Origin of the sequence: Sporosarcina sp. Marseille-Q4943, assembly GCF_943736995.1 — a bacterium.
In the GTDB taxonomy this organism is placed as follows: domain Bacteria; phylum Bacillota; class Bacilli; order Bacillales_A; family Planococcaceae; genus Sporosarcina.
In genome coordinates, this window is sequence record NZ_CALSFT010000002.1 from 232,469 (window position 1) to 252,109 (window position 19,641).

22 protein-coding genes are annotated in these 19,641 nt (G+C 48.4%); 16 read left to right on the forward strand and 6 right to left on the reverse strand.

Features of this window, described 5'->3' with window-relative positions; translation table 11 throughout:
* From NIT04_RS01220 to NIT04_RS01230, 3 genes are all read right to left on the reverse strand, one after another.
* Positions 1-708, reverse strand: a complete 708-nt coding sequence (locus tag NIT04_RS01220) for an ABC transporter permease (protein WP_252501792.1) — start codon at positions 706-708, stop codon at positions 1-3.
* Complete coding sequence (locus NIT04_RS01225) at positions 705-1,553, reverse strand: ABC transporter ATP-binding protein (RefSeq protein WP_252501793.1); 849 nt, start codon at positions 1,551-1,553, stop codon at positions 705-707. Before NIT04_RS01225 ends, NIT04_RS01220 begins: the two co-directional genes overlap by 4 nt.
* A 233-nt stretch (positions 1,554-1,786) precedes the next feature.
* On the reverse strand, positions 1,787-2,809 hold the full coding sequence (locus NIT04_RS01230) for a LytTR family transcriptional regulator DNA-binding domain-containing protein (RefSeq protein WP_252501794.1): 1,023 nt from the start codon (positions 2,807-2,809) through the stop codon (positions 1,787-1,789).
* Positions 2,810-3,062: 253 nt separating this feature from the next.
* On the opposite strand from NIT04_RS01230, the gene NIT04_RS01235 reads away from it, so the two are divergent.
* From NIT04_RS01235 to NIT04_RS01255, 5 genes are all read left to right on the forward strand, one after another.
* Positions 3,063-3,536: a GAF domain-containing protein gene (locus tag NIT04_RS01235; protein ID WP_252501795.1), complete on the forward strand. Its 474-nt coding sequence runs from the start codon at positions 3,063-3,065 to the stop codon at positions 3,534-3,536.
* Positions 3,523-4,590 carry a sensor histidine kinase gene (locus NIT04_RS01240; protein ID WP_252501796.1) on the forward strand — a complete coding sequence of 356 codons (1,068 nt, stop codon included), beginning with the start codon at positions 3,523-3,525 and terminating at the stop codon, positions 4,588-4,590. The genes NIT04_RS01235 and NIT04_RS01240 overlap by 14 nt, the downstream gene beginning before the upstream one ends.
* Entirely contained in the window at positions 4,587-5,234 is a 648-nt protein-coding gene (locus tag NIT04_RS01245) for a response regulator transcription factor (protein WP_252501797.1), read from the forward strand. Before NIT04_RS01240 ends, NIT04_RS01245 begins: the two co-directional genes overlap by 4 nt.
* Positions 5,235-5,314: 80 nt before the next feature.
* On the forward strand, positions 5,315-6,334 hold the full coding sequence (locus NIT04_RS01250; protein ID WP_252501798.1) for a ThiF family adenylyltransferase: 1,020 nt from the start codon (positions 5,315-5,317) through the stop codon (positions 6,332-6,334).
* 15 nt (positions 6,335-6,349) lie between these two features.
* Positions 6,350-6,862, forward strand: coding sequence for a molybdenum cofactor biosynthesis protein B (locus NIT04_RS01255; RefSeq protein WP_252501799.1), 513 nt, complete (start codon positions 6,350-6,352; stop codon positions 6,860-6,862).
* A 165-nt stretch (positions 6,863-7,027) separates the two neighbouring features.
* On the opposite strand, the gene moaC is transcribed toward NIT04_RS01255, so the two are convergent.
* The gene (gene moaC / locus NIT04_RS01260; RefSeq protein WP_252501800.1) at positions 7,028-7,525 is read right to left on the reverse strand and encodes a cyclic pyranopterin monophosphate synthase MoaC; all 498 of its coding nucleotides are present in this window, start codon (positions 7,523-7,525) and stop codon (positions 7,028-7,030) included.
* A gap of 62 nt (positions 7,526-7,587) precedes the next feature.
* Between moaC and glp the strand changes: the two genes are divergently transcribed.
* The 10 genes from glp to NIT04_RS01310 all read left to right on the forward strand — a co-directional run bounded on the left by glp (position 7,588) and on the right by NIT04_RS01310 (position 16,082).
* Positions 7,588-8,844 carry a gephyrin-like molybdotransferase Glp gene (gene glp, locus NIT04_RS01265; RefSeq protein ID WP_252501801.1) on the forward strand — a complete coding sequence of 419 codons (1,257 nt, stop codon included), beginning with the start codon at positions 7,588-7,590 and terminating at the stop codon, positions 8,842-8,844.
* Complete coding sequence (gene mobB / locus NIT04_RS01270) at positions 8,832-9,353, forward strand: molybdopterin-guanine dinucleotide biosynthesis protein B (RefSeq protein ID WP_252501802.1); 522 nt, start codon at positions 8,832-8,834, stop codon at positions 9,351-9,353. Before glp ends, mobB begins: the two co-directional genes overlap by 13 nt.
* Positions 9,340-9,786 (forward strand): molybdenum cofactor biosynthesis protein MoaE, encoded by a 447-nt coding sequence (locus tag NIT04_RS01275; protein WP_252501803.1) that lies wholly within the window; start codon positions 9,340-9,342, stop codon positions 9,784-9,786. The genes mobB and NIT04_RS01275 overlap by 14 nt, the downstream gene beginning before the upstream one ends.
* Complete coding sequence (gene moaD / locus NIT04_RS01280) at positions 9,783-10,016, forward strand: molybdopterin converting factor subunit 1 (protein ID WP_252501804.1); 234 nt, start codon at positions 9,783-9,785, stop codon at positions 10,014-10,016. Before NIT04_RS01275 ends, moaD begins: the two co-directional genes overlap by 4 nt.
* Positions 10,016-10,588, forward strand: a complete 573-nt coding sequence (locus NIT04_RS01285; RefSeq protein ID WP_252501805.1) for a molybdenum cofactor guanylyltransferase — start codon at positions 10,016-10,018, stop codon at positions 10,586-10,588. The genes moaD and NIT04_RS01285 overlap by 1 nt, the downstream gene beginning before the upstream one ends.
* A 5-nt stretch (positions 10,589-10,593) precedes the next feature.
* Positions 10,594-11,604 (forward strand): GTP 3',8-cyclase MoaA, encoded by a 1,011-nt coding sequence (gene moaA / locus NIT04_RS01290; RefSeq protein ID WP_371922479.1) that lies wholly within the window; start codon positions 10,594-10,596, stop codon positions 11,602-11,604.
* Positions 11,605-11,968: 364 nt separating this feature from the next.
* Positions 11,969-12,931 carry a D-glycerate dehydrogenase gene (locus NIT04_RS01295; RefSeq protein ID WP_252501807.1) on the forward strand — a complete coding sequence of 321 codons (963 nt, stop codon included), beginning with the start codon at positions 11,969-11,971 and terminating at the stop codon, positions 12,929-12,931.
* A 193-nt stretch (positions 12,932-13,124) separates the two neighbouring features.
* Positions 13,125-14,867: a carbon starvation protein A gene (locus tag NIT04_RS01300; protein ID WP_252501808.1), complete on the forward strand. Its 1,743-nt coding sequence runs from the start codon at positions 13,125-13,127 to the stop codon at positions 14,865-14,867.
* A gap of 16 nt (positions 14,868-14,883) precedes the next feature.
* On the forward strand, positions 14,884-15,141 hold the full coding sequence (locus NIT04_RS01305) for a cory-CC-star protein (RefSeq protein ID WP_252501809.1): 258 nt from the start codon (positions 14,884-14,886) through the stop codon (positions 15,139-15,141).
* Positions 15,142-15,155: 14 nt separating this feature from the next.
* Positions 15,156-16,082, forward strand: coding sequence for an ArsA family ATPase (locus NIT04_RS01310; protein ID WP_252501810.1), 927 nt, complete (start codon positions 15,156-15,158; stop codon positions 16,080-16,082).
* A 58-nt stretch (positions 16,083-16,140) separates the two neighbouring features.
* On the opposite strand, the gene hutG is transcribed toward NIT04_RS01310, so the two are convergent.
* The gene (gene hutG, locus NIT04_RS01315; RefSeq protein ID WP_371922480.1) at positions 16,141-17,073 is read right to left on the reverse strand and encodes a formimidoylglutamase; all 933 of its coding nucleotides are present in this window, start codon (positions 17,071-17,073) and stop codon (positions 16,141-16,143) included.
* Positions 17,074-17,165: 92 nt separating this feature from the next.
* Between hutG and NIT04_RS01320 the strand changes: the two genes are divergently transcribed.
* Positions 17,166-18,593: a response regulator transcription factor gene (locus tag NIT04_RS01320; protein WP_252501812.1), complete on the forward strand. Its 1,428-nt coding sequence runs from the start codon at positions 17,166-17,168 to the stop codon at positions 18,591-18,593.
* Positions 18,594-18,916: 323 nt separating this feature from the next.
* Here NIT04_RS01320 and NIT04_RS01325 read toward each other — a convergent pair whose 3' ends face one another.
* Entirely contained in the window at positions 18,917-19,468 is a 552-nt protein-coding gene (locus tag NIT04_RS01325; protein WP_252501813.1) for an ECF transporter S component, read from the reverse strand.
* Positions 19,469-19,641 lie beyond the last annotated feature (173 nt).

Consider the following 19,641-nt stretch of genomic DNA (forward strand, 5'->3'; position numbering starts at 1 on the left):
TCAATCGACCATTCGTTTTCGATAGATGACAACCGTCGATATAATAGCTGCAATGACCCATCCTAAAATGATAGCTAATTCGACAAGCACGCCCGAGAAGCCAGCCCCCGCCTCCACTTTTGTCGCCAATTCAATTAATTGCAAGTTCGGCAAATAAGTAGCCGCTTTTAAAAACGGATATTCCGCCACAATCATTGGAATGAACGAGCCAAGCGAAAAGATGAGGATAACCGGCATGACGATGACAGACGCCTCCAAAACCGACTTCGAATAGAGGCCGAGCAGCGTCCCTAATGCAATATAGAAGAATGAAGATAAGACGACCGCCACGACAATGACTGCAATGTTAGCAGGTTTATATTCTGCTAAATAGGCAGTGAAAAAGACGATAACCATCGTAAAAATGAATGTCAACAAGCTTTTTCCGCCGAGGATTTCGGCCGTGCTAGCTGGGGATAGCATGAGACCGCGCAATGTGTTTTTTTCTTTCTCCTCAGCAATCAAACAACATTGGACAAATGCGGCTACCATTCCAAACGTCATATTGATAAGCATGTAATGAGATTCAATCGAGTCAACTCCCATTCGACCGTAAAAAGCGGCTAAAAACAGGGGGACGAAGATGACCGTCGATACCGCAAAGTTCCGTGAAAAATCCTTAAAGTCTTTCTGAAATATCGCATTCATGCGTTTCAATGAAATCATCATGCCAATTTCCTCCCTGTCACTTGTACGAAAATATCACCTAATGTCGGTTCGTTCGAATGGATTGTAACGACTTGATTCGTATTCATATACTCAAATAATTGATTTGCACCTTCAGAGCCTGCGGGCAAGATCACTTTTTCTTCATTTGTCAATTCTACTGTAATTGTCGAATCGGAGTAGCTCTTTTTCAATTTATCCGGTGTGCCCAGAAGCTGGATTTTCCCTTTATTTAGGAAGGCGACCCTGTCACAGAGAGATTCTGCTTCATGCATATCATGCGTCGTCAGGAAAATCGTCGTTCCTTTTTCATTCAGAGCCCGCAAACCTTCATGGATATGAAGAGAATTCGTCGGGTCGAGCGCGGACGTCGGCTCGTCGAGGAATAGCAATTCCGGTTCGTGAATCAAAGTCCTTGCAAGTGTCACACGTTGCGTCATTCCTTTTGATAAAGTCGACACTTTCTTCGATTTCTCTTGTTTCAAATTGACAGTGTCAAGCACCTCATCAATTTTTGAGTGTGGCACCTCATATAAATCGCAATACAGTTTTAGGTTATCGTAGATCGATAGCCTTCCATATAAGCCGCTAGTATCTGTCAGCACCCCGAACCGCCTGCGGTACTCTGATTTCTTAAGCTGCGAAACGGGTTCTCCGAACACTTTCGCAATACCGCTAGTAGGTGTTAATTGGCCGGTCAAAATTTTAATCGTCGTCGTTTTTCCCGATCCACTTGGTCCTAGAAAACCGAAAATTTCCCCTTTCTTCACTTGGAAGTCGACACTTTCAATTGCTGTTTGGTTTGCAAAGACTTTTGCTAAACTGTTCACCTCAATAATGCTATCCATTCCCATCCTCCTATTTCTTATTTGTACCTTCAGAATAAGTGAAAATAAAATTAACAACATCAATTCTCGGATGAAAAGAGTCTAGTAGAGGGCGAATAGAGCGATATTCCAGGTGAATGGATCGTGAATGGTAGTAGATTTCCCGGTGCAAATAATGAACGGAGCATTCCCCAGGATGAATCGTCGGATTCTGTCAGTATATTTCCGAGGAAATAATACAATTTTCTACAAAGTCAGAGTCCAAGCATCTCTTTTAGCTCTACCATCTTTGTTTTCGATAAAGGAATTGTCGATTTTTCACTGTTATCCAAAACAAGGCTGTAACTGTTTCTCGTCCAAGTGATTACCTCCCGAACTTTTTGCAAATTCACGATGTACGATCGGTGGCAGCGAAAGAAGCCGAAGGGGAGTAAACGCGCTTCCAATTCATTCAACGTAGAAGGGGAAGGGAAGGATTCCCCCTTAATATGTAAAAAGGATTGTCCTTCATTGCTTTCAATATAATCTATTTCCGGCGGCTCGAATAAGACGATTTTTTCATTGACCTTCGTAGGAATCTTTTCGAAACGGACAGGTGATATGGATTCTGCAACGGGAGAAGAGTTTTCAATCTCCCTATTTGATTCTTCATCCGCTTCGATTTGGACGGTATGCAGCCCATTTTCGTCCAAGCGGAAGATGTGATCGGCAGCTGTGACTGCGCTTTCCATATTTCCCGTTAATATGAATGCGCTGCGGCCCTCTTGTTTCAGCCGTTGCAGTACGGAAAGGAGGATCCGTTTTGATTCCAAATCAAGATTTTGGTCAGGTTCTTCAAAGATATGGATTGCTGCATTCTGCATGAGTGAGCAGGCAAGCTGGACACGTTTTCTTTCCGAATAAGATAAATGCTTTATTTTCACCCGGCGTTTTGAATCCAATTGAACGGTTTGGATAACTTCCCCGATTGGCTTGTTTGATAGGTAAAGCCGCTTCGTGAATTGGATCATTTCTTCAACGGATAACCGTTCATAGAGGCCATCGTGTAGAAAGTAGAAGCCGATTTTTGATTTGTTTTCTGAAATGCCGCTTTCCCCAATTCGAATTTCACCATTCGACAGCTTTGATTTTTCAAGCAACAGTTCAATTAGCTGCTCGCGGACGTTGACACTCGAATAAACGGCAACTAATTTTCCCGGTTCTATCGACAAATCAAATGCAGGAAAGACTACGGAATCATGAATCCGTTTTTCCGCATTAATAAATTGAAGTGACACACAACATCCCCCGTTTATAAGTCTAGTTAGTTAGAAGTATTATACCAGTTATTTCAAATATGAATGAGCAATCATTAAAAATAGACAACTATTTCGAATATGCCTCGATTTTACGGGAAAACCCTTATAAAACTATTCTGATTAGTAGATAACGTGTAGAATAAGGATAGAAAGGTTTAATCCTTATTTCTGTATAGAAGATTGTCCGTAAATACACGTAAAGATAAAAAGTTGTCCATAGGGAGCAATGGTGATGAAAGATCGGGTGGGATTTAATTACGAGCAAGAAATTGAGCGTTTGAAAGAGTTATTCGGATTCGACTTCGTCGGCATTGCGCTCGTCCAATCGCCGGAACGCGGATTTGAATTGAGATGGTCGTTTGTGACGGGGAATCGGAACGAGCGCTATCGACGCATTACATTGCAATCGGGCAAAGGACTGGCAGGACTCGTCTTCAAGACGGGAAAGCCGATGTTTGTCGGGGATGTGGATAATGAATGGAGCGGCGACAATCTGTTTAATTATCCAATTGTTGCAACGGAAGGGCTCAAGAGCTTCGGTGCGATTCCCCTCTATAAATACAATCGTGTAAAAGGCGTATTACTCGTCGGATACCGGACGGGCGGGAAGCTGACGGATGTGCAGTTTGAGAAATTCAAGCAGGAGATCGGAGAGGAGTTCGGTCCATTTTACAATAAGGAGATGGTGAACGATGAGTCGGACTGAGAATGTGCAGTTGTCAGATCTGTTAATGAAACTATACGGGAATTCCGATGAAGCCATCTTCTTTTTTGATCGGCAAGGGAAAGTGTTAGCAATGAATTCTTCGGCGGAAGAGATCTTGGATAAAGATGTCTACGATCAGATGATGGTGGGTAGCACCGGAGCGATTTGCAAAGCGTGCAAAGGCTATACGAGCTCCGAGGAACCGTTGACATGCCTCTCTTGTTATATGGCCAACCCGGACGAGGACATCAGCTCCTTCCAAGTATATTTCGATACGAAAGGTAGAGGCGTCATCCCTTATTCCGGGAGCATCCAGACGATTGATGCAAAGACGGGAATCCGTGTCTTCATGCTGAGGGATTTGACCCACCAATTCAAGACGCAAGAAGAATTGAATCAGAAGCTGATGATGAAGCGGGTAATTAAAGCGCAGGAGGACGAGCGGAAACGACTTTCGCGCGAGCTTCATGATAGCGTGGCGCAAGAAATGCTCAGTTCATTAGTCGATTTACGCGTCTTGAAATATATGAACATCGAAGAGGACGTATTGAAGAAAGTGCAGCAGACGGAAGGCTCGCTCATGCGGTTATTGGATGATATCCGCCATCTATCGGTCGAACTGCGGCCTGCCACGCTCGATGATCTCGGGTTGGAAGCCGCTTTCCGCACACACTTCAAATGGGTTGAAAAGAACTATGGCCTCAAGATACATTTCCATCCTGAGCTTGAATCCAAACGGTATGAAGGCGAAATTGAGACGGTCGTCTACCGTATCTGTCAGGAATCGGTGTTCAACGCGTTGAAATATGCGGAAGTCGATGAACTGGTTGTCCGGTTGTATGAAGCAGATGGATTGCTTCATTTACTAGTCATGGATGAAGGAAAAGGGTTCGAGTTGAAAAATATGGACCCGAAAGGTACGGGGTTAGGCATTTATGGCATGAAAGAACGAGCGGAACTCGTTGACGGTCGTTTTCAAATCCGTTCCGAAATCGGGAAAGGGACTGTCATCCAGTTGGAAGTCCCGGTTGTTAAAGGAGGAGTTGACGATTGAAGATCATCATTGCCGATGATCATGCGGTCGTTCGCAGCGGTTTCATGTACATATTGAACTTTCAAGATGATATGGAAGTCGTAGCGACCGCCGCGGACGGATTGGAAGCGTATGAAAAAGTTGCAAAGCACCGCCCCGACATTCTGCTCATGGATTTGAGCATGCCTCCCGGGGAGAGTGGTTTAATTGCTACAGGGAAGATCAAAGAGGATTTTCCCGAAACGAAAGTCGTCATCCTCACGATGTACGATGACGAGGAGTATTTGTTCCATGTATTGAAAAACGGAGCATCCGGTTATGTATTGAAAAACTCCCCGGACGAGGAATTGTTGTCGGCGATTCGGACGGTCTATGACGGAGGAACGTATATCCACCCTTCCATGGCGACCTCCCTTGTACGACAATTCGTGAAAAAGGATGCCGATGAAGTCGAGACGGATCCGTATAAAATCTTGTCGCGAAGGGAAATCGAAGTCCTTCCGCTAGTCGCGAAAGGATATGGGAATAAAGAGATTGCTGAAATGCTATATATTTCCGTCAAGACGGTCGAAGCGCACAAAGCGAAGATCATGGAAAAGCTGAAATTGAAGAGCAGGCCGGAACTTGTGGAATATGCGTTACGGAAGAAGTTTCTGAACTTCTAACATAAGGCGAGGTTTGACGACAGGGATGTATGTAATGTGTTTTGAAGCTAGAAGTGTGAATTTGAAAGGGGCTAATCAGGGTGGAAACGAGATATTCGCGCCAGACGCTTTTCAAGCCGATTGGCGAGGAAGGGCAAGAACGATTGAAAAATGCACACGTCATCGTCATCGGCTGCGGGGCGCTCGGTTCCCCCATTTCTGAGACGCTTGTCAGGGCGGGGATCGGCAAACTGACAATTGCGGATAGGGATTACGTGGAGATGTCCAATTTGCAGAGGCAGAAACTGTTCACCGAACAAGACGCGATGGACGGCGTGCCGAAAGTCGTCGCAGCCGAGCGGAGGCTGAAAGAGATCCGGCAAGATTGCGAGATAAGGACAGTGCTCGACCATGTGGACGGTCCGTTGCTTGAAGAGCTCGCGGAAGATGCCAATCTTATAATGGATGCAACAGACAACTTTGAAACGAGACTCCTCATGAATGATGTCGCCTGGAAGAAGGGGATTCCTTGGATCCACGGAGCGTGCGTTGGCAGTTCGGGCACTGTATTTCCGTTCGTCCCAGGTCGGTCGGCTTGTTTCCGTTGTTTGTTGCCGGTCCTCCCGTCGGTCAATGAAACATGCGATACGGCTGGCATCATTGCACCTGCTGTCCAAATCGTGGCGGCAAGGCAGTCCGCGGAGGCGTTGAAGTGGCTAACGGGCAATGAAGACGCGATGATGACGAAGCTATTGCATTTTGACGTTTGGAACAATACCCAGGCGGAAGCAGGCATTTCGCGAATCCAGAACGTAAATTGTGAAACGTGTGGCGAGGCACCTACATATCCTTCATTGAATCAACCGGAAGGCACCCATTATGCTGTCCTTTGCGGGAGGGAGACCGTCCAAATCGTTCCGGACAGCGGAAGAACCTTATCAGTCATGGACGGCGTTCAAGTAGCCGAGCGGTTAGGGACGCCATATCGGACGACGCCGTTTTTCGTGGAATTCCATGCGGAAGGGTATCGCTGTGTTTTATTCCAAAACGGAAGGTTGCTCATTCATGGGTTGAAAGATATGAAGGAAGGCAGGAAACTGTATCATCAATTTTTCGGGTGATAGGGGGTGGATAGGTTGTCACATCTAACAGAAGCGGAAAAGAAAAAAACGATTGGGATTGCCGTGTTGACGGTGAGCGATACGCGGGAGAAGGAAACGGATAAGAGCGGGGCGACGATCATCCGGATGGCGGAACAAGCTGGCCATCATATTGCTGGATACGAGATTTGTACTGATGAGCGGGAGCAAATCGTGCGGAACGTGAATCGATGGCTCGGAAATCCGGCTGTCGAGGCGATCATCATAACGGGCGGTTCGGGAATCGGATATAGGGACATCACGATTGAAACCGTAAAGCCGTATTTCACGAAGACGATCGACGGCTTTGGTGAATTGTTCAGGTTCCTCAGCTATACGGAAGATGTCGGGTCGAAGGCGTTGTTGAGCCGGGCAACTGCAGGGGCGATTGATGAAAAGGTATTATTCGCATTGCCGGGTTCTTCTAAAGCAGTGGAATTGGCGATGGAAAAACTGATCCTTCCGGAGCTTCATCATATCGTGCATGAATTGACGAAGCATCGGAAGTGATCGGTGAATCGCGAGTTCTCATTCAGCGCAAAAAAGTTCTCGTTCTCGAGGTGGGAGTTCTCGTTTAACGTGGAAGAGTTCTCGTTTTCGCGGTGGGAGTTCTCATTAATTGCGAAAAAGTTCTCGTTCTCTCGGTAGGAGTTCTCGTTCAGCGTCAAAGAGTTCTCATTCACGCACTGTCCGTTCGAAGTCGCCGTTCTTCCCGCCCGTCTTTTTCAACAGCATCGTCGGGCCGATGACCATCTCTTTGCCGGCCGCTTTGCACATGTCGTAAATGGTGAGGGCCGCGGCGGAGGCTGCCATCAATGCTTCCATTTCGACGCCGGTAACGCCTTTTGTCTTTACTTCGGCTTCGATGAGCACTTCATAATGCTGCTCAGATTCGTCAATTTTCCATTCGAAGCGAACATCTACGCCGGTAAGGGCAAGGGGATGGCACATCGGAATGATGGAAGACGTGTTCTTGGCGGCCATAATTGCAGCGACTTGGGCGACGGCGAACACATCCCCTTTTTTATTCTTCCCTTCCGTAATTTGCGAGTGGATGGCTTCATTCACGATGATGGAGGAAGCGGCGATTGCGGTTCTCGTCGTCACCGCCTTGTCGGAAACGTCGACCATCTTGGCACGTCCCTGTTCGTTGAAGTGTGTCAATTCGGACATAGGATTCATTCCCTTCAAACATAGTACATTTTAGTATATCAGAAGATAGGAGAGTGTTCGCAATGGTGGAAATGAGAAAACCGATCCCTGTCGCAGAGGCGGTCCGGTTCGTGATGGACCATGCCACGCCGATCGGGACGGAAATGGTCAGCTTAGAGGTTGCTTACGGAAGAGTGTTGGCTGAACCGATCATCGCAAAGCACGATGTACCGCCTTTTGATCGATCGCCTTATGACGGATTCGCGATACGGTCGCTCGATTCTGCAGGTGCAGCGGGCGACAACCGGATTTCTTTCTCAGTCGTCGGGGAAATCGGTGCGGGTCATGTCGGAGAGAAGCCGATCGGTGAAAAGGAAGCATATCGGATTATGACAGGCGCGCAAATTCCGGAAAACGCGGATGCGGTCGTCATGCTCGAACAGACGGTCGAAACGGACGGCGGCTTCACGTTGCGCAAGTCCTTTGAAGCGGGAGAGAACATTTCATACAAAGGCGAGGACGCGAAGGAAGGGGAACTGCTTATCGAAGCGGGCTCACTCATCCACCCAGGAACCATCGCTTTGCTCGCAACATTCGGCTATGCGGAAGTGAAGGTCGCAAAACGGCCAGTTGCCGGGATTTTATCGACGGGTACGGAGTTGCTCGATGTGGCGGATGAACTCGTACCGGGCAAAATCCGAAATTCGAACGGCCCGATGATTCGCGCGCAATTGAAGCGGATGGGCATTGACTATAAGTCATACGGCATGGCGGCGGACGATCTGGATGCTTGCACATCAATTGTTGAAAAGGCGATTGAAGAGACAGATCTCCTTATTACTACGGGCGGCGTATCCGTTGGGGATTATGATTATTTGCCTGCGATTTACGAGCGGCTCGGCGCGAAGGTTTTATTCAACAAAGTGGCGATGCGCCCCGGCAGTGTGACGACTGTTGCGGTTCTCGGAGACAAGTTCTTATTCGGTCTTTCCGGCAATCCTTCCGCCTGCTTCACAGGGTTCGAACTGTTTACAAGACCCGCAATCCTTGCGATGATGGGGGGAAAAGCCCCTTATATGCCGCACATGACCGCAAAACTCGGCGAAGATTTCACGAAGCCGAATCCGTTCACACGTTTCATCCGCGCGACGTGGAAGTTGACGACGGACGGGGTAATCGCCGTGCCTGCAGGATTCAATAAATCGAATGCGGTATCGTCGATCGCACGCGGGAATTGCCTAATCGTCTTGCCGAGCGGGACGAGGGGTTACGTCGAGGGTGATAAAGTCGATATCCTGTTAGTCGGCAGTGAGCAAGGCGTCAGCGAGTGGACGTTGTGAAGACATTGCATGTCGTCGGCTATAAAAATAGCGGCAAGACAACGTTGGTTTCGAGATGGGTCCGTTTATTGAAAGAAAACAATCTGTCGGTTGCTGTGCTGAAGCATCATGGGCATGGCGGGAAGCCGGACTTGGGCGAATCCTCGACAGATACGTCGCAATTTTTGGTAAATGGTGCGGATACAACGCTCGTTGCGGGCGGCGGAGCGGTTCAATTCATTTGGAATGAAGAGCCGGAGTTCGCTAGACTGAAAGAAATGGCATCGATCGGCAATCCGGATGTGTTGTTGATTGAAGGGTATAAAGGTGAGACAGGGGATAAAGTCGTTTTGCTAAGAAACTTGGAAGACTGGGACACATTGTGTCAATTGGGAGGTAGGCTGCTCGTCATCGGGTGTCCTGAAATTGAGACGAATTGCTGTCATATTCATTCCCGTGAGGAAGAAGAGCGGATAGACGAATGGTTTTTGCACTGGATTGGAAAGGGAGATGGCGATGAAACAATATGAAATCGTTGAAACACCGATAGAGGTTCAAAAATATATGGATTATGTGCTTCATCCCTCAGCCGGCGCTGTTACGGTTTTCACGGGCAATGTGCGGGAGTGGACGAATGGAGTGAAGACTCTCTATCTCTCCTACGAAGCGTACGTCCCGATGGCGGAAAAGAAGATGGCGGAAATCGGAGCGGAGATGAAAGCGAAGTGGCCGGGGATCCGCGTCGCGATGGCTCACCGGATCGGGGAGCTGCAAATTTCGGATATTGCCGTCGTCATAGCGGTCTCTTCGCCGCACCGGAAAGCGGCTTACGAGGCGAATGAATACGCCATCGACCGTATTAAAGAAGTCGTGCCCATCTGGAAGAAGGAAATTTGGGAAGACGGGGAAGAGTGGATCGGTGCTCAGAAGAAATATCCTGCAAAGGGGGTTGAACAGACATGATCAAAGTGAATTATTTTGCGAGATTGCGTGAGTTGACTGGAAAAGGGGAAGAGACGCTTAACCGCGATTCGATGACGGTCGCTGAACTGCTTGATTGGGCAGAGGAATCGTACCCGGGATTCGGTGCGGACAATGTGCAAGTGGCGGTGAATGAAGAGTACGCGTTGAAAGACGACGTCATCAAGTCGGGTGATGTGTGTGCTTTCATTCCTCCAGTGAGCGGTGGCTGATGAAGACGGCAGGGATTGTACTTGCTGGCGGATTATCGAGCCGATTCGGTTCCCCGAAGGCGTTTGCCGAATGGGAAGGGCGCCTTTTCTATCAATGGTCGCTTGCAGCTTTATCGCCATACTGCGAAGAAATCGTCATCGTGACGCGTCCCGAATTGGTTGGACGGTTTCCAGGGGATTTGCAAGTGACGACTGATGTGGAGACGTTTGCAGGGCAAGGGCCGATTGCAGGGATTTTGTCCGGAATGGAAAAATTACGCGCCAATCGCTATATCGTCCTTCCTTGTGATATGCCCTTTATGACAGCCGATGTTGTAGGGCGTTTGCTCGAATGCCATAGTTCGGGGGTGACCGCTGTCGTTTTGGACGGGAAATACCATCCGCTCGTCTCGGTGTGGGATGGGATTACGTGCCCGGATTTGAAAAAAGCGCTTGAGAACGGCAAGCGGCGGGTCATGGATGTTCAGGAGAAACATGGCGTTCGGTGGATTGAAGGGGAATTGCTGACGGAAGATGACGCCCATCGGATATTCATGAATGCGAATACTCCGGATATCCTGGAAAGGAGTTGACGAAGGTGAATCCGATTGTAGATAAATTAGGCCGCCCGATCCGGGATTTGCGGATTTCGGTGACGGATCGCTGTAATTTCCGTTGTACGTATTGCATGCCGAAGGAGGTTTTCGGCGATGACTATGTGTTTTTGCCGAAAAAAGAGCTTCTATCGTTTGAAGAGATGGAGCGGTTTGCGAAGCTGTTTGCGTCTTTCGGCGTGAAAAAGCTTCGTCTGACGGGCGGCGAGCCGCTCATGCGCAGAGGCCTTCCAGATTTGATTGCGAAGCTGACGAAGATTGAAAGGATCGAGGATATCGGACTAACGACGAACGGCGTGCTGCTCGGGCAATATGCACAGCCGCTGTACGATGCGGGTCTCCGTCGCCTCAACATGAGCCTCGATGCGCTCGATCCCGTCATTTTTGGTGAAATGAACGGACGCGGAATCAAACCCGATCTCATCCTTTCCAATATCGACCGGGCAAAGGACATCGGCTTTACGATTAAAGTGAATATGGTCGTGAAAAAAGGCGTCAATGAAAGCGAAATCCTTCCGATGGCGGCGTATTTCAAGGAGCGAGGCATTACATTGCGTTTCATCGAGTTCATGGACGTCGGCAATGACAACGGCTGGAGCTTCGACAGTGTTGTCACGAAGAAGGAAATCTATGAAATGCTGCGTAAGGAATACGAGTTGGAGCCGACCGAAGAGGACTATTACGGCGAAGTGGCGAAGCGGTACCGTTATGCGGACACTGATGCGGAAGTCGGTTTCATCACATCGGTTTCGGAATCGTTCTGCTCGACTTGTACGCGCGCGAGACTGTCGTCGGATGGCAAGCTGTATACATGCTTGTTCGCTTCATCCGGATTCGATTTACGGGAGTTGATCCGCAGCGGCATGTCGGATGAAGAGCTGCGGGACGCAATCGTCGGCGTGTGGGAACGTAGGGCGGACCGCTATTCCGACGAGCGGACGGAACAGACGGTGAAAAACAGGAAGAAGATCGATATGAGTTATATTGGTGGATGAATGAAGTTACGCCCTGTCGCCTATTTGGCTTGCAGGGTGTTTTTTGTTGTTGTAGGTGAGGGTCTTTAGTCACGAAATGACCATATATCTCGGGAAATGATCAATATAAATGGGGAAATAATCGATATGTCCGCCTAATTAATCGATAAATGTCGGGAAATGATTGATATACACCGGGAAATAAGTGGTAACTTTCCAAGACGATGATATCGCGTTGCCAATGACGCTGAGAGCAAGAGTGGCTTAGTCCAAGGTCATGAATGAACGATAACTCCGCTCAACTGATCGATAACTTTTTGCAAGGTGGAAATGAACCGACTGAATTGTGCTAAAATAGATAAAAAGAGAAACGGGAGGGGCTGGAATGAAACCGAGTGTGTTTATTACGAGAAAACTGCCGGATGAAGTAGTTGCGCCGCTTAAAGAAAAGTTTACTGTCCGGATGTGGGATTCGGAAGAGGTGGCGGTGACAAAAGCGGTTTTGAGGGAAGAAATTGCGCAAGTCGACGCGCTTTGGACGATGCTATCCGATGTGATTGACAGGGACATGCTGGAAAGTGCGACGAATTTGAAAGTGATTTCGAATATGGCGGTCGGCTTCAACAATATCGATACGGAAGCGGCGAAGGAGAAAGGCATCATCGTGACGAATACGCCCGATGTGCTGACGGAAACGACGGCGGATCTCGCGTTCGGACTACTACTTGCGACAGCGCGCCAGTTCAACTCCGCTGAAAAGGAGTTACGTCAAGGTGGCTGGCTGTCGTGGACGCCGATGGGGTTCACCGGAATGGATGTGCACGGGACGACGATCGGCATCATCGGTATGGGCCGGATCGGTGAGGCGGTGGCGCGCAGGGCGAATGGGTTTAACATGGATGTGCTCTACCATAACCGCAACCGGAAACTCGATGTGGAAAAAGATTACCGAGCCGAATTCGTTGAACTGGACGACCTCTTGAAACGCTCCGACCATGTGGTCATCCTCGCCCCGTTCACGGAAGAGACAAAAGGGATGATCGGTGAACGGGAGCTGTCGCTCATGAAGAAAACGGCGACCCTCATCAGCGTGTCACGCGGAGGCATCGTCGATGAAGTGGCTTTATATGACGCGTTGAAAAATGAAAAAATCTTTGCGGCCGGACTCGACGTTTATGAAACGGAACCGGTTCCGATCCGCCATCCATTGCTCACGTTGCCAAACGTCACAGCGGTTCCGCATATCGGCAGCGCAAGCATGCGGACGAGGAAGGCGATGATGGCATTGAACGCACAGGCGATCTTTGATGTTTTGGAGGGAAATGAACCGAAGAACCGGGTAAATTGAATAAAGTTCTGCAAGGTAGCTCGTTCCTGCCAACCATCCGTTACGTATATGCATTCCCGTCACAATCTTTTTGTAATGGTCATAAGTAGTTGTCCCTAACAATAGATTGTACTAGCTGATAATAAGGGAAATACCTTCGTTTTGAGCTACTCGGAACGAAGTGCAAATAGAAACGGAATGGAGGAAAGGGAGATTGAGTGCAATTATTGTTGCAGTGGCAGGGATGATTGTTTTTGCGTTGGGTTATCGATTTTATTCAAAATTTGTCGCTGAAAAGATCTTCAGATTAGATCCGAATTATGTGACGCCAGCGCATCGGTACAAAGATGGGGTCGACTTTGTGCCGACGAATAAGCTTGTCCTTTGGGGACATCATTTCACATCGGTCGCAGGCGCAGCGCCGATAGTGGGACCTGCAATTGCCGTCTATTGGGGCTGGTTGCCGGCTGTGATATGGGTCGTTCTGGGAACTGTATTCGCTGCTGGCGTCCATGACTTCGGAACTTTGGTGTTATCCGTTCGCCATAAAGGCCAATCGGTTGGTACGTTAGCGAACCGCCTCATTGGACAACGGGCAAAAATTCTGTTCTTGTTCATTATCCTCATTTTAGTGTTGATGGTGAATGCGGTATTTGCTTGGGTCATCGCTAATTTGTTCATTAAATTCCCAGCAAGCGTTTTCCCGGTTTTCATTCAAATTCCTCTGGCGATTTGGATTGGCACAGCCGTTTATAAGCGGCAGAAAAAGTTGCTTGTACCTTCGCTCATCGCTTTGGCTGTTATGTATATAGCGGCAGTTGTTTCCAGTAAAGTGGGTTTCTTGCAGATTGATCTTGTGAAGTACATGGGCGGGGCGGAAGGAGCCGGTCTGTTCGGACTTGGTGCTGTATCAACGGCCTTCTTCATTTGGATTGTCATTCTGATGGTATATGTCTATTTCGCTTCCACACTGCCGGTTTGGCAACTGTTGCAGCCGCGTGATTTCATCAATTCACACCAATTGGTAGTCGGACTTGGCATTCTCTACTTAGGCTTACTTTTCGCAAATCCTACGATCACGGCTCCAATGACGAATGCAACATCTGACGTATCGTGGTTCCCGCTTCTTTTCATTACAATTGCATGCGGAGCGATATCAGGCTTCCACGGACTCGTTTCGTCAGGAACTTCATCGAAGCAGTTGAATAAAGAGACGGATGCGCGATTTGTCGGCTATCTTGGAGCAGTCGGCGAGGGTATTTTAGCACTTGTCTCCATCATTGCGGTCATCACCTTCTTCCCGAATAAAGATGCATTCCTTGCAACCTACAGCAGTTTCGGTGCGGCAAATGGCTCCGGTTTGACTGTTTTCGTACAAGGGGCAAGTAAATTGGCGACAAGTTTGTATATACCAGCTGAAGTGGCAACGACGATCGTATCGATCATTGTCATTAGCTTCGCCGCAACAACATTGGATACTTCAGTCCGGTTAATGCGATACATCATTGCGGAATTGGGCATGGAATACAACATGCCTAAGCTGTCAAAGAAGCATGTGGCGACATCGGTTGCAGTATTATCAAGTGCCGCGCTTGTGCTTTTGCCGGAAGGACCGAATGGATTCGGATCGGGCGGATATTTGCTCTGGCCTTTGTTCGGAACTGCGAATCAATTGTTGGCAGGCATCAGTTTACTGCTGATCGCAGTTTGGCTCAAGCGGCTTGGAAGGAATAATCTGGTGGTCGTCATTCCGATGATCTTCCTGCTATTCATGACACTGTTGGCGATGTTTAAGCAAGTGGTCTATGAATGGTCATGGTTCGGGTCAAGCTCGAACTGGCTGCTTTTCATTTTTGGCGCAATCATTTTCGTCTTTGCGGTTTGGATCATATTGACTGCATTCTCCGCCTTGTCCGGCAAAAATAATCAGCAGATTTCAACGGACTTGGAAGAGTAGTAGGGGGAGGTTTACCATGATTGATGCCCTGAAAAAGCTGATTTCGTACTACGAAGAAGTCATAAGTTTGCCCCACCGCAGGGAAATTGCTTCAGAGTTGAGGGATGAGGAGGATCTCTTTTTCCTCCTCCTATATTCCGAAATGATCGGCATTCCGAATCCGGCGTATTATTACACATTGGAACTCTATCCGCATATGATCGAAAAATTCCACGAATGGCATTTGCGCATGGGCATGGAGAAGTCTCCGATGCATGGCATCCGCTGTTGCTGAAATGAGGAGAAACGATGGACGTATTGACGAAACAAATCATTTTTGTTGGCGGAAAGGGCGGAGTGGGCAAATCGACAACAGCTGCGGCCATTGCACACCGCTTATCCGCATCCGGGAACCGCACACTTTTAGTATCAACGGATCCAGCCCATAATGTCGGTGACATATTCGGCAGAACGATCGGCGGCAAGCCGGTCGAGGTGGCGGATCGGTTAGTGGCACTGGAAATCGATCCCCAGCTTGAGACGGAACGGTATATTACTGGGGTGAAGGACAATATTAAGGGTGTCGTCCATTCCAGTATGATGGAGGAAGTGCATCGCCAGTTGGACACGGCAAAAGCATCGCCAGGAGCGGACGAGGCGGCCCTTTTCGATAAACTGGTCACGATTATTTTGGAGGAACGCGAACATTTTGACAAAATTGTGTTCGACACTGCGCCAACTGGCCATACAATCCGCTTGCTGTCGCTTCCTGACCTGATGGGTGTGTGGATTCATGGCTTGTTGGAAAAACGAAAAAAGGCGAATGTTAATTACTCGCGTCTGCTTAATGACGGTGAGCCGGTGGAAGATCCGATTTTTGAAGTGTTATCAGAGAGGCAGCAACGCTTTACCCGAGTCCGTGAACTATTAATGGATCAGCAGACGACAGGTTTTATTTTCGTTATGAACCCGGAACGGCTGCCAATCTTGGAAACGGAAAAAGCGATCCATTTGTTGAACCGGCATTCACTTCAAGTGAAGTCGATTGTCGTCAATAAGATGCTCCCAGCACAGGTCGAGGGTGAGTTTTGGACTGAACGGAAAGAGCATGAGCGGAAATATGTAAAGATGATAGAGAGGACGTTCAAGAACCAAGACATCCTTTATGTCCCCCTTTTTCAGAGAGATATTACTAGCTTTGAGGACTTGGCTCAGTTTAGTGAACAATTAGCGTAAGAAAAGAAGGCAATCTTAGTGGGGAATTAACCTAAGATTGCCTTTATGCTTAATGAAATTAATTTTTCATGAACCCCGCAATCGCTTCATTCACAAAATAAGCGCCGAGCTTCACGGTTTTCCCATCTTCGTCCAATGCGGGATTCACTTCGCAAATGTCGAAGGAATGCGTCTTCGCATGTCCTGTGACCTTCTGGATAATCGCACGCACGGTCGACGGCTCAATTCCGAACGGGGAAGGCGCGCTTACACCAGGGGCAAACGCCGCGTTCAAGACGTCAGTACACAAAGTCAGCATCACAGCATCATGCTTGTCCATGAAGGCTTCCAATGAATCCATCAGCTTTTCGAGCTGGCCGGGAATCATTTCATCCTCATACACGTATGTAACGCCAAGCAGATCTGCGCGGTCGAACAGTTCCTGCGTATTCCCGTACCGCTGGATGCCCGCGACGAAATAGCTCGCATTCGCATCACTCTCCAAAATCTGCCTGAACATTGTGCCCGAAGAAGGCTGTTCGTCGTAAGGACGCAAATCGAAATGGGCATCGATGTTGACGATGCCGAGAGAGGCGTCCGGGCCTAAAAATTCACGCACGCCGAGATAATGGCCGTACAGCGTTTCATGCCCGCCTCCGAGAATGATCGGCGTTGCACCGTTTGAAAGCAGAATTCCTACCGCTTTTCCGAGTTCTTGCTGGGCAGTTTCCAACTCTTCGCCTGTACAAGCAACATTGCCGACGTCGAATAGCCGAGCTGTTTCCTCGAACCTCCACGGCAGATTTGCTAGCCCGGTGCGCAATGCATCCGGTGCTATTTTCGCGCCGAGCCGCCCTTTATTCCGCCGGACGCCTTCCTCACATTCAAATCCTATGATTACGCATCCGTCCTTCGCCGCCCGTATATCTACTGTTTCGACAACCTGATGATAACGGAAAGCTGTGCGATTTACGGCATCGTCGATCCTTCCTGTCCAAATGGATTCATTCATAACCCTCATCCCTTCCCAAAGAAGACTTCTTGCCTTCAGTATATAGCTGGATTATGATTATTCCAACTACCGATTGAGAAGAAGGCGATATTATGAACATCCAACTGCTCATCAAAGACCCTCTCGAAGCGCAAGGGCTCAAATGGCTGCTCACCTCCCAGTGGAATGACGTAGAAGTGGACATTGCAGAGGGCGCGGACGCCTCAACAGATGCGTATCTCTACATTATCGACATGAACTACATCATGACAGCGGAATTCGAGCTGCCGCCGCACGCCATCTGGCTCGGCGTCTCCTCCGAAAGGACATTCCAAACAGTCTACAAAGCGCTCTCCTTGAAAGCGGAAGATATCCTCTTCCGACCGTTCCAGCCCGACCGTCTCGTCAAACAAGTTCAGCAGATCCGCTTCCGCTGGCGGAATGAAAGGCCGCAGCTGAAAGGACCCGTCCAACAGCGGGAGGCAGGCGCCACATACGAGGATTTCCTTATCGGGGAGACAAAGGCGGAAACCCCTGTGCTTTTCAGTTTAATCGCGCCATCGCGGTTGGACGAGCTCGATCATCTTGTCCGCGAACTCGAATTGCATGATTTTCCGCTCCACTATGACATTTTCCCGTTTTCGGATTTTGTGCTCGTCGTCCATCAGCTGAAAGATTTGCACGTCTTACAAGAGGCCTATTCAATCTTTTTCGCACAGTGGAAACGCCAATCGGACGCCTTGCTGACAGTTTATTTGCATGCGGATGAAAGCCGGAGCTGGACGTACCGGGAACTTTATAAAAAAATGCGCAAGTATCACGAGCGGATTTTTTATGACGGCTATGATATTTTGACGATTGAACAAGAAGATCTTCATTGGCGGGACATGGATCCGTTTTTATCGCCAATCGAGCAGCGCAAATGGGTGGAAATGCTTGAAAAGCGACAAGTGGCAGTAATCCGGGAGTGGATGGAACAGGATTTCCTGACATTGGATTCTCCCTTTCCGGATCCTGAAATGGTCCGCGTCCGGCTGACAAGCATACTCGCGCAAATCCGCCGGTATATGACCGCGAAATCATTGAAGTCGCAACAAATTGAACATGCTTATCATACGCTATTTGAGTCAGTTATCCGCGAGCCGATCATGTATCATATCATTCGGTCCTTCTTATCCTTCATTGTGGAGCTGCTTCAAAGTACTGAAGGAATTGCGGAAGGCAAGAGGTCACTCGCCGATAAAGTGCAAGAACGAATTGCGGCTAATTATTGGGATGCTTCCTGGAACTTGGAGGTATGTGCGGAAGAGTTGAGGATTCATAAAAGTACGTTGAGCCGGAAGTATGCAGTGGAAGCAGGCGAGTCTTTCAGCGTGGCATTGCTGAAAACCCGTATAGAAGAAGCGAAGCGTTTGTTGAAAGAGACTGATTTGCCGATTGCCGAAGTTTCCCACTCGACCGGCTTTACTCATGCGACGTATTTCAGCCGGCGGTTCAAAGAGGAGACAGACATGACGCCTTATCAGTTCAGGATCGGATAAAGATGAATGTAAAGAAAAAGCAGTGAAGAAAGGACATAGCCCTTCTTCACTGCTCAGCCTGTTGACAAACGCTCGCATCCGTTGTTGCTCGTGTCGCTCGTCCGCTCATGAACTTTAGTTCTATTCGCATCTTCGCTCCACTTCGCGCGGGCTCGCAGGAAGCGAGTCATGCAACCGTCGCCACAGGACGTGGCGCTCTTAGGTTGCCTTCCTTGACAAGCGTTTTCAATCAGGCTGAGGGATATGTCTACTAATCATATTTATCCCTAAAATTGAGTGAAGACAAAGTCAAAGAACGACTTTGTCTTCACTGCTTTGACAATTTAAAATTTCTTCCGGAAGAACGGTGTTTTTTTCAGTCCGACACAGAGAGGAATTGCGATCATTAGACCGACCACGTTCTGAATGATGTCACCCGGAATGGATGCCATTGGTGCAACCCAGTTGTTATACATGACCCCTTGCCCGACATAGTACACCGCCAGCATGACTGGCATCGATGCGATAGCTCCTACTATGTTGAGCTTGATGCTATCGCCCCGGCGGCCGTTCGACCAAGCGATTTTACCGACGATATAGCCTTGCAAGGCACGGGCTACAATGGTCGTTGGCGCCCAAATGAGCCAGCCTCCGAAGATATCGAATAAGCCCATTCCGATGGCTCCGGCCAATGCTCCTTTTTTTGGTCCGAAAAGAATAGCTATGATGAACAGCATAGCTGTCCCTAAATGGATCAACCCGCCTTGGCCGATTGGCAGTTTAATATTAATGAACATCGTTGAAACAAGGACCAGTGTTGCCAAAATGGCTGTAAGCACTAAGTCGAATGTTTTAGCATGCGTTTTTGCATGGGTTTGGCGTTGTGTAATTTGCATGTTCGCTTCCTCTTCCTCACTAATTAGGATTTTTCGAATAACTTCACTTTATCAAAAGACTGACCACCGCAAAAGGTTCAGTTCAGGATAAATAGTAGGGGTCAGATGAGTTTGTAAAAAAATGATTCGTCATTGATTCTGCGTCTTCCTTGTTGTGGTACGATGTAGAATAT

Coding starts and splice junctions, on each gene's coding strand:
- NIT04_RS01320 (WP_252501812.1), top strand. CDS start 17,166: ATGAACATCCAACTGCTCATCAAAGACCCTCTCGAAGCGCAAGGGCTC.
- NIT04_RS01275 (WP_252501803.1), top strand. CDS start 9,340: ATGAAACAATATGAAATCGTTGAAACACCGATAGAGGTTCAAAAATAT.
- NIT04_RS01305 (WP_252501809.1), top strand. CDS start 14,884: ATGATTGATGCCCTGAAAAAGCTGATTTCGTACTACGAAGAAGTCATA.
- NIT04_RS01220 (WP_252501792.1), bottom strand. CDS start 708: ATGATGATTTCATTGAAACGCATGAATGCGATATTTCAGAAAGACTTT.
- NIT04_RS01310 (WP_252501810.1), top strand. CDS start 15,156: ATGGACGTATTGACGAAACAAATCATTTTTGTTGGCGGAAAGGGCGGA.
- glp (WP_252501801.1), top strand. CDS start 7,588: ATGGTGGAAATGAGAAAACCGATCCCTGTCGCAGAGGCGGTCCGGTTC.
- NIT04_RS01240 (WP_252501796.1), top strand. CDS start 3,523: ATGAGTCGGACTGAGAATGTGCAGTTGTCAGATCTGTTAATGAAACTA.
- hutG (WP_371922480.1), bottom strand. CDS start 17,073: ATGAATGAATCCATTTGGACAGGAAGGATCGACGATGCCGTAAATCGC.
- moaC (WP_252501800.1), bottom strand. CDS start 7,525: ATGTCCGAATTGACACACTTCAACGAACAGGGACGTGCCAAGATGGTC.
- NIT04_RS01285 (WP_252501805.1), top strand. CDS start 10,016: ATGAAGACGGCAGGGATTGTACTTGCTGGCGGATTATCGAGCCGATTC.
- NIT04_RS01235 (WP_252501795.1), top strand. CDS start 3,063: ATGAAAGATCGGGTGGGATTTAATTACGAGCAAGAAATTGAGCGTTTG.
- NIT04_RS01325 (WP_252501813.1), bottom strand. CDS start 19,468: ATGCAAATTACACAACGCCAAACCCATGCAAAAACGCATGCTAAAACA.
- NIT04_RS01295 (WP_252501807.1), top strand. CDS start 11,969: ATGAAACCGAGTGTGTTTATTACGAGAAAACTGCCGGATGAAGTAGTT.
- moaD (WP_252501804.1), top strand. CDS start 9,783: ATGATCAAAGTGAATTATTTTGCGAGATTGCGTGAGTTGACTGGAAAA.
- NIT04_RS01225 (WP_252501793.1), bottom strand. CDS start 1,553: ATGGATAGCATTATTGAGGTGAACAGTTTAGCAAAAGTCTTTGCAAAC.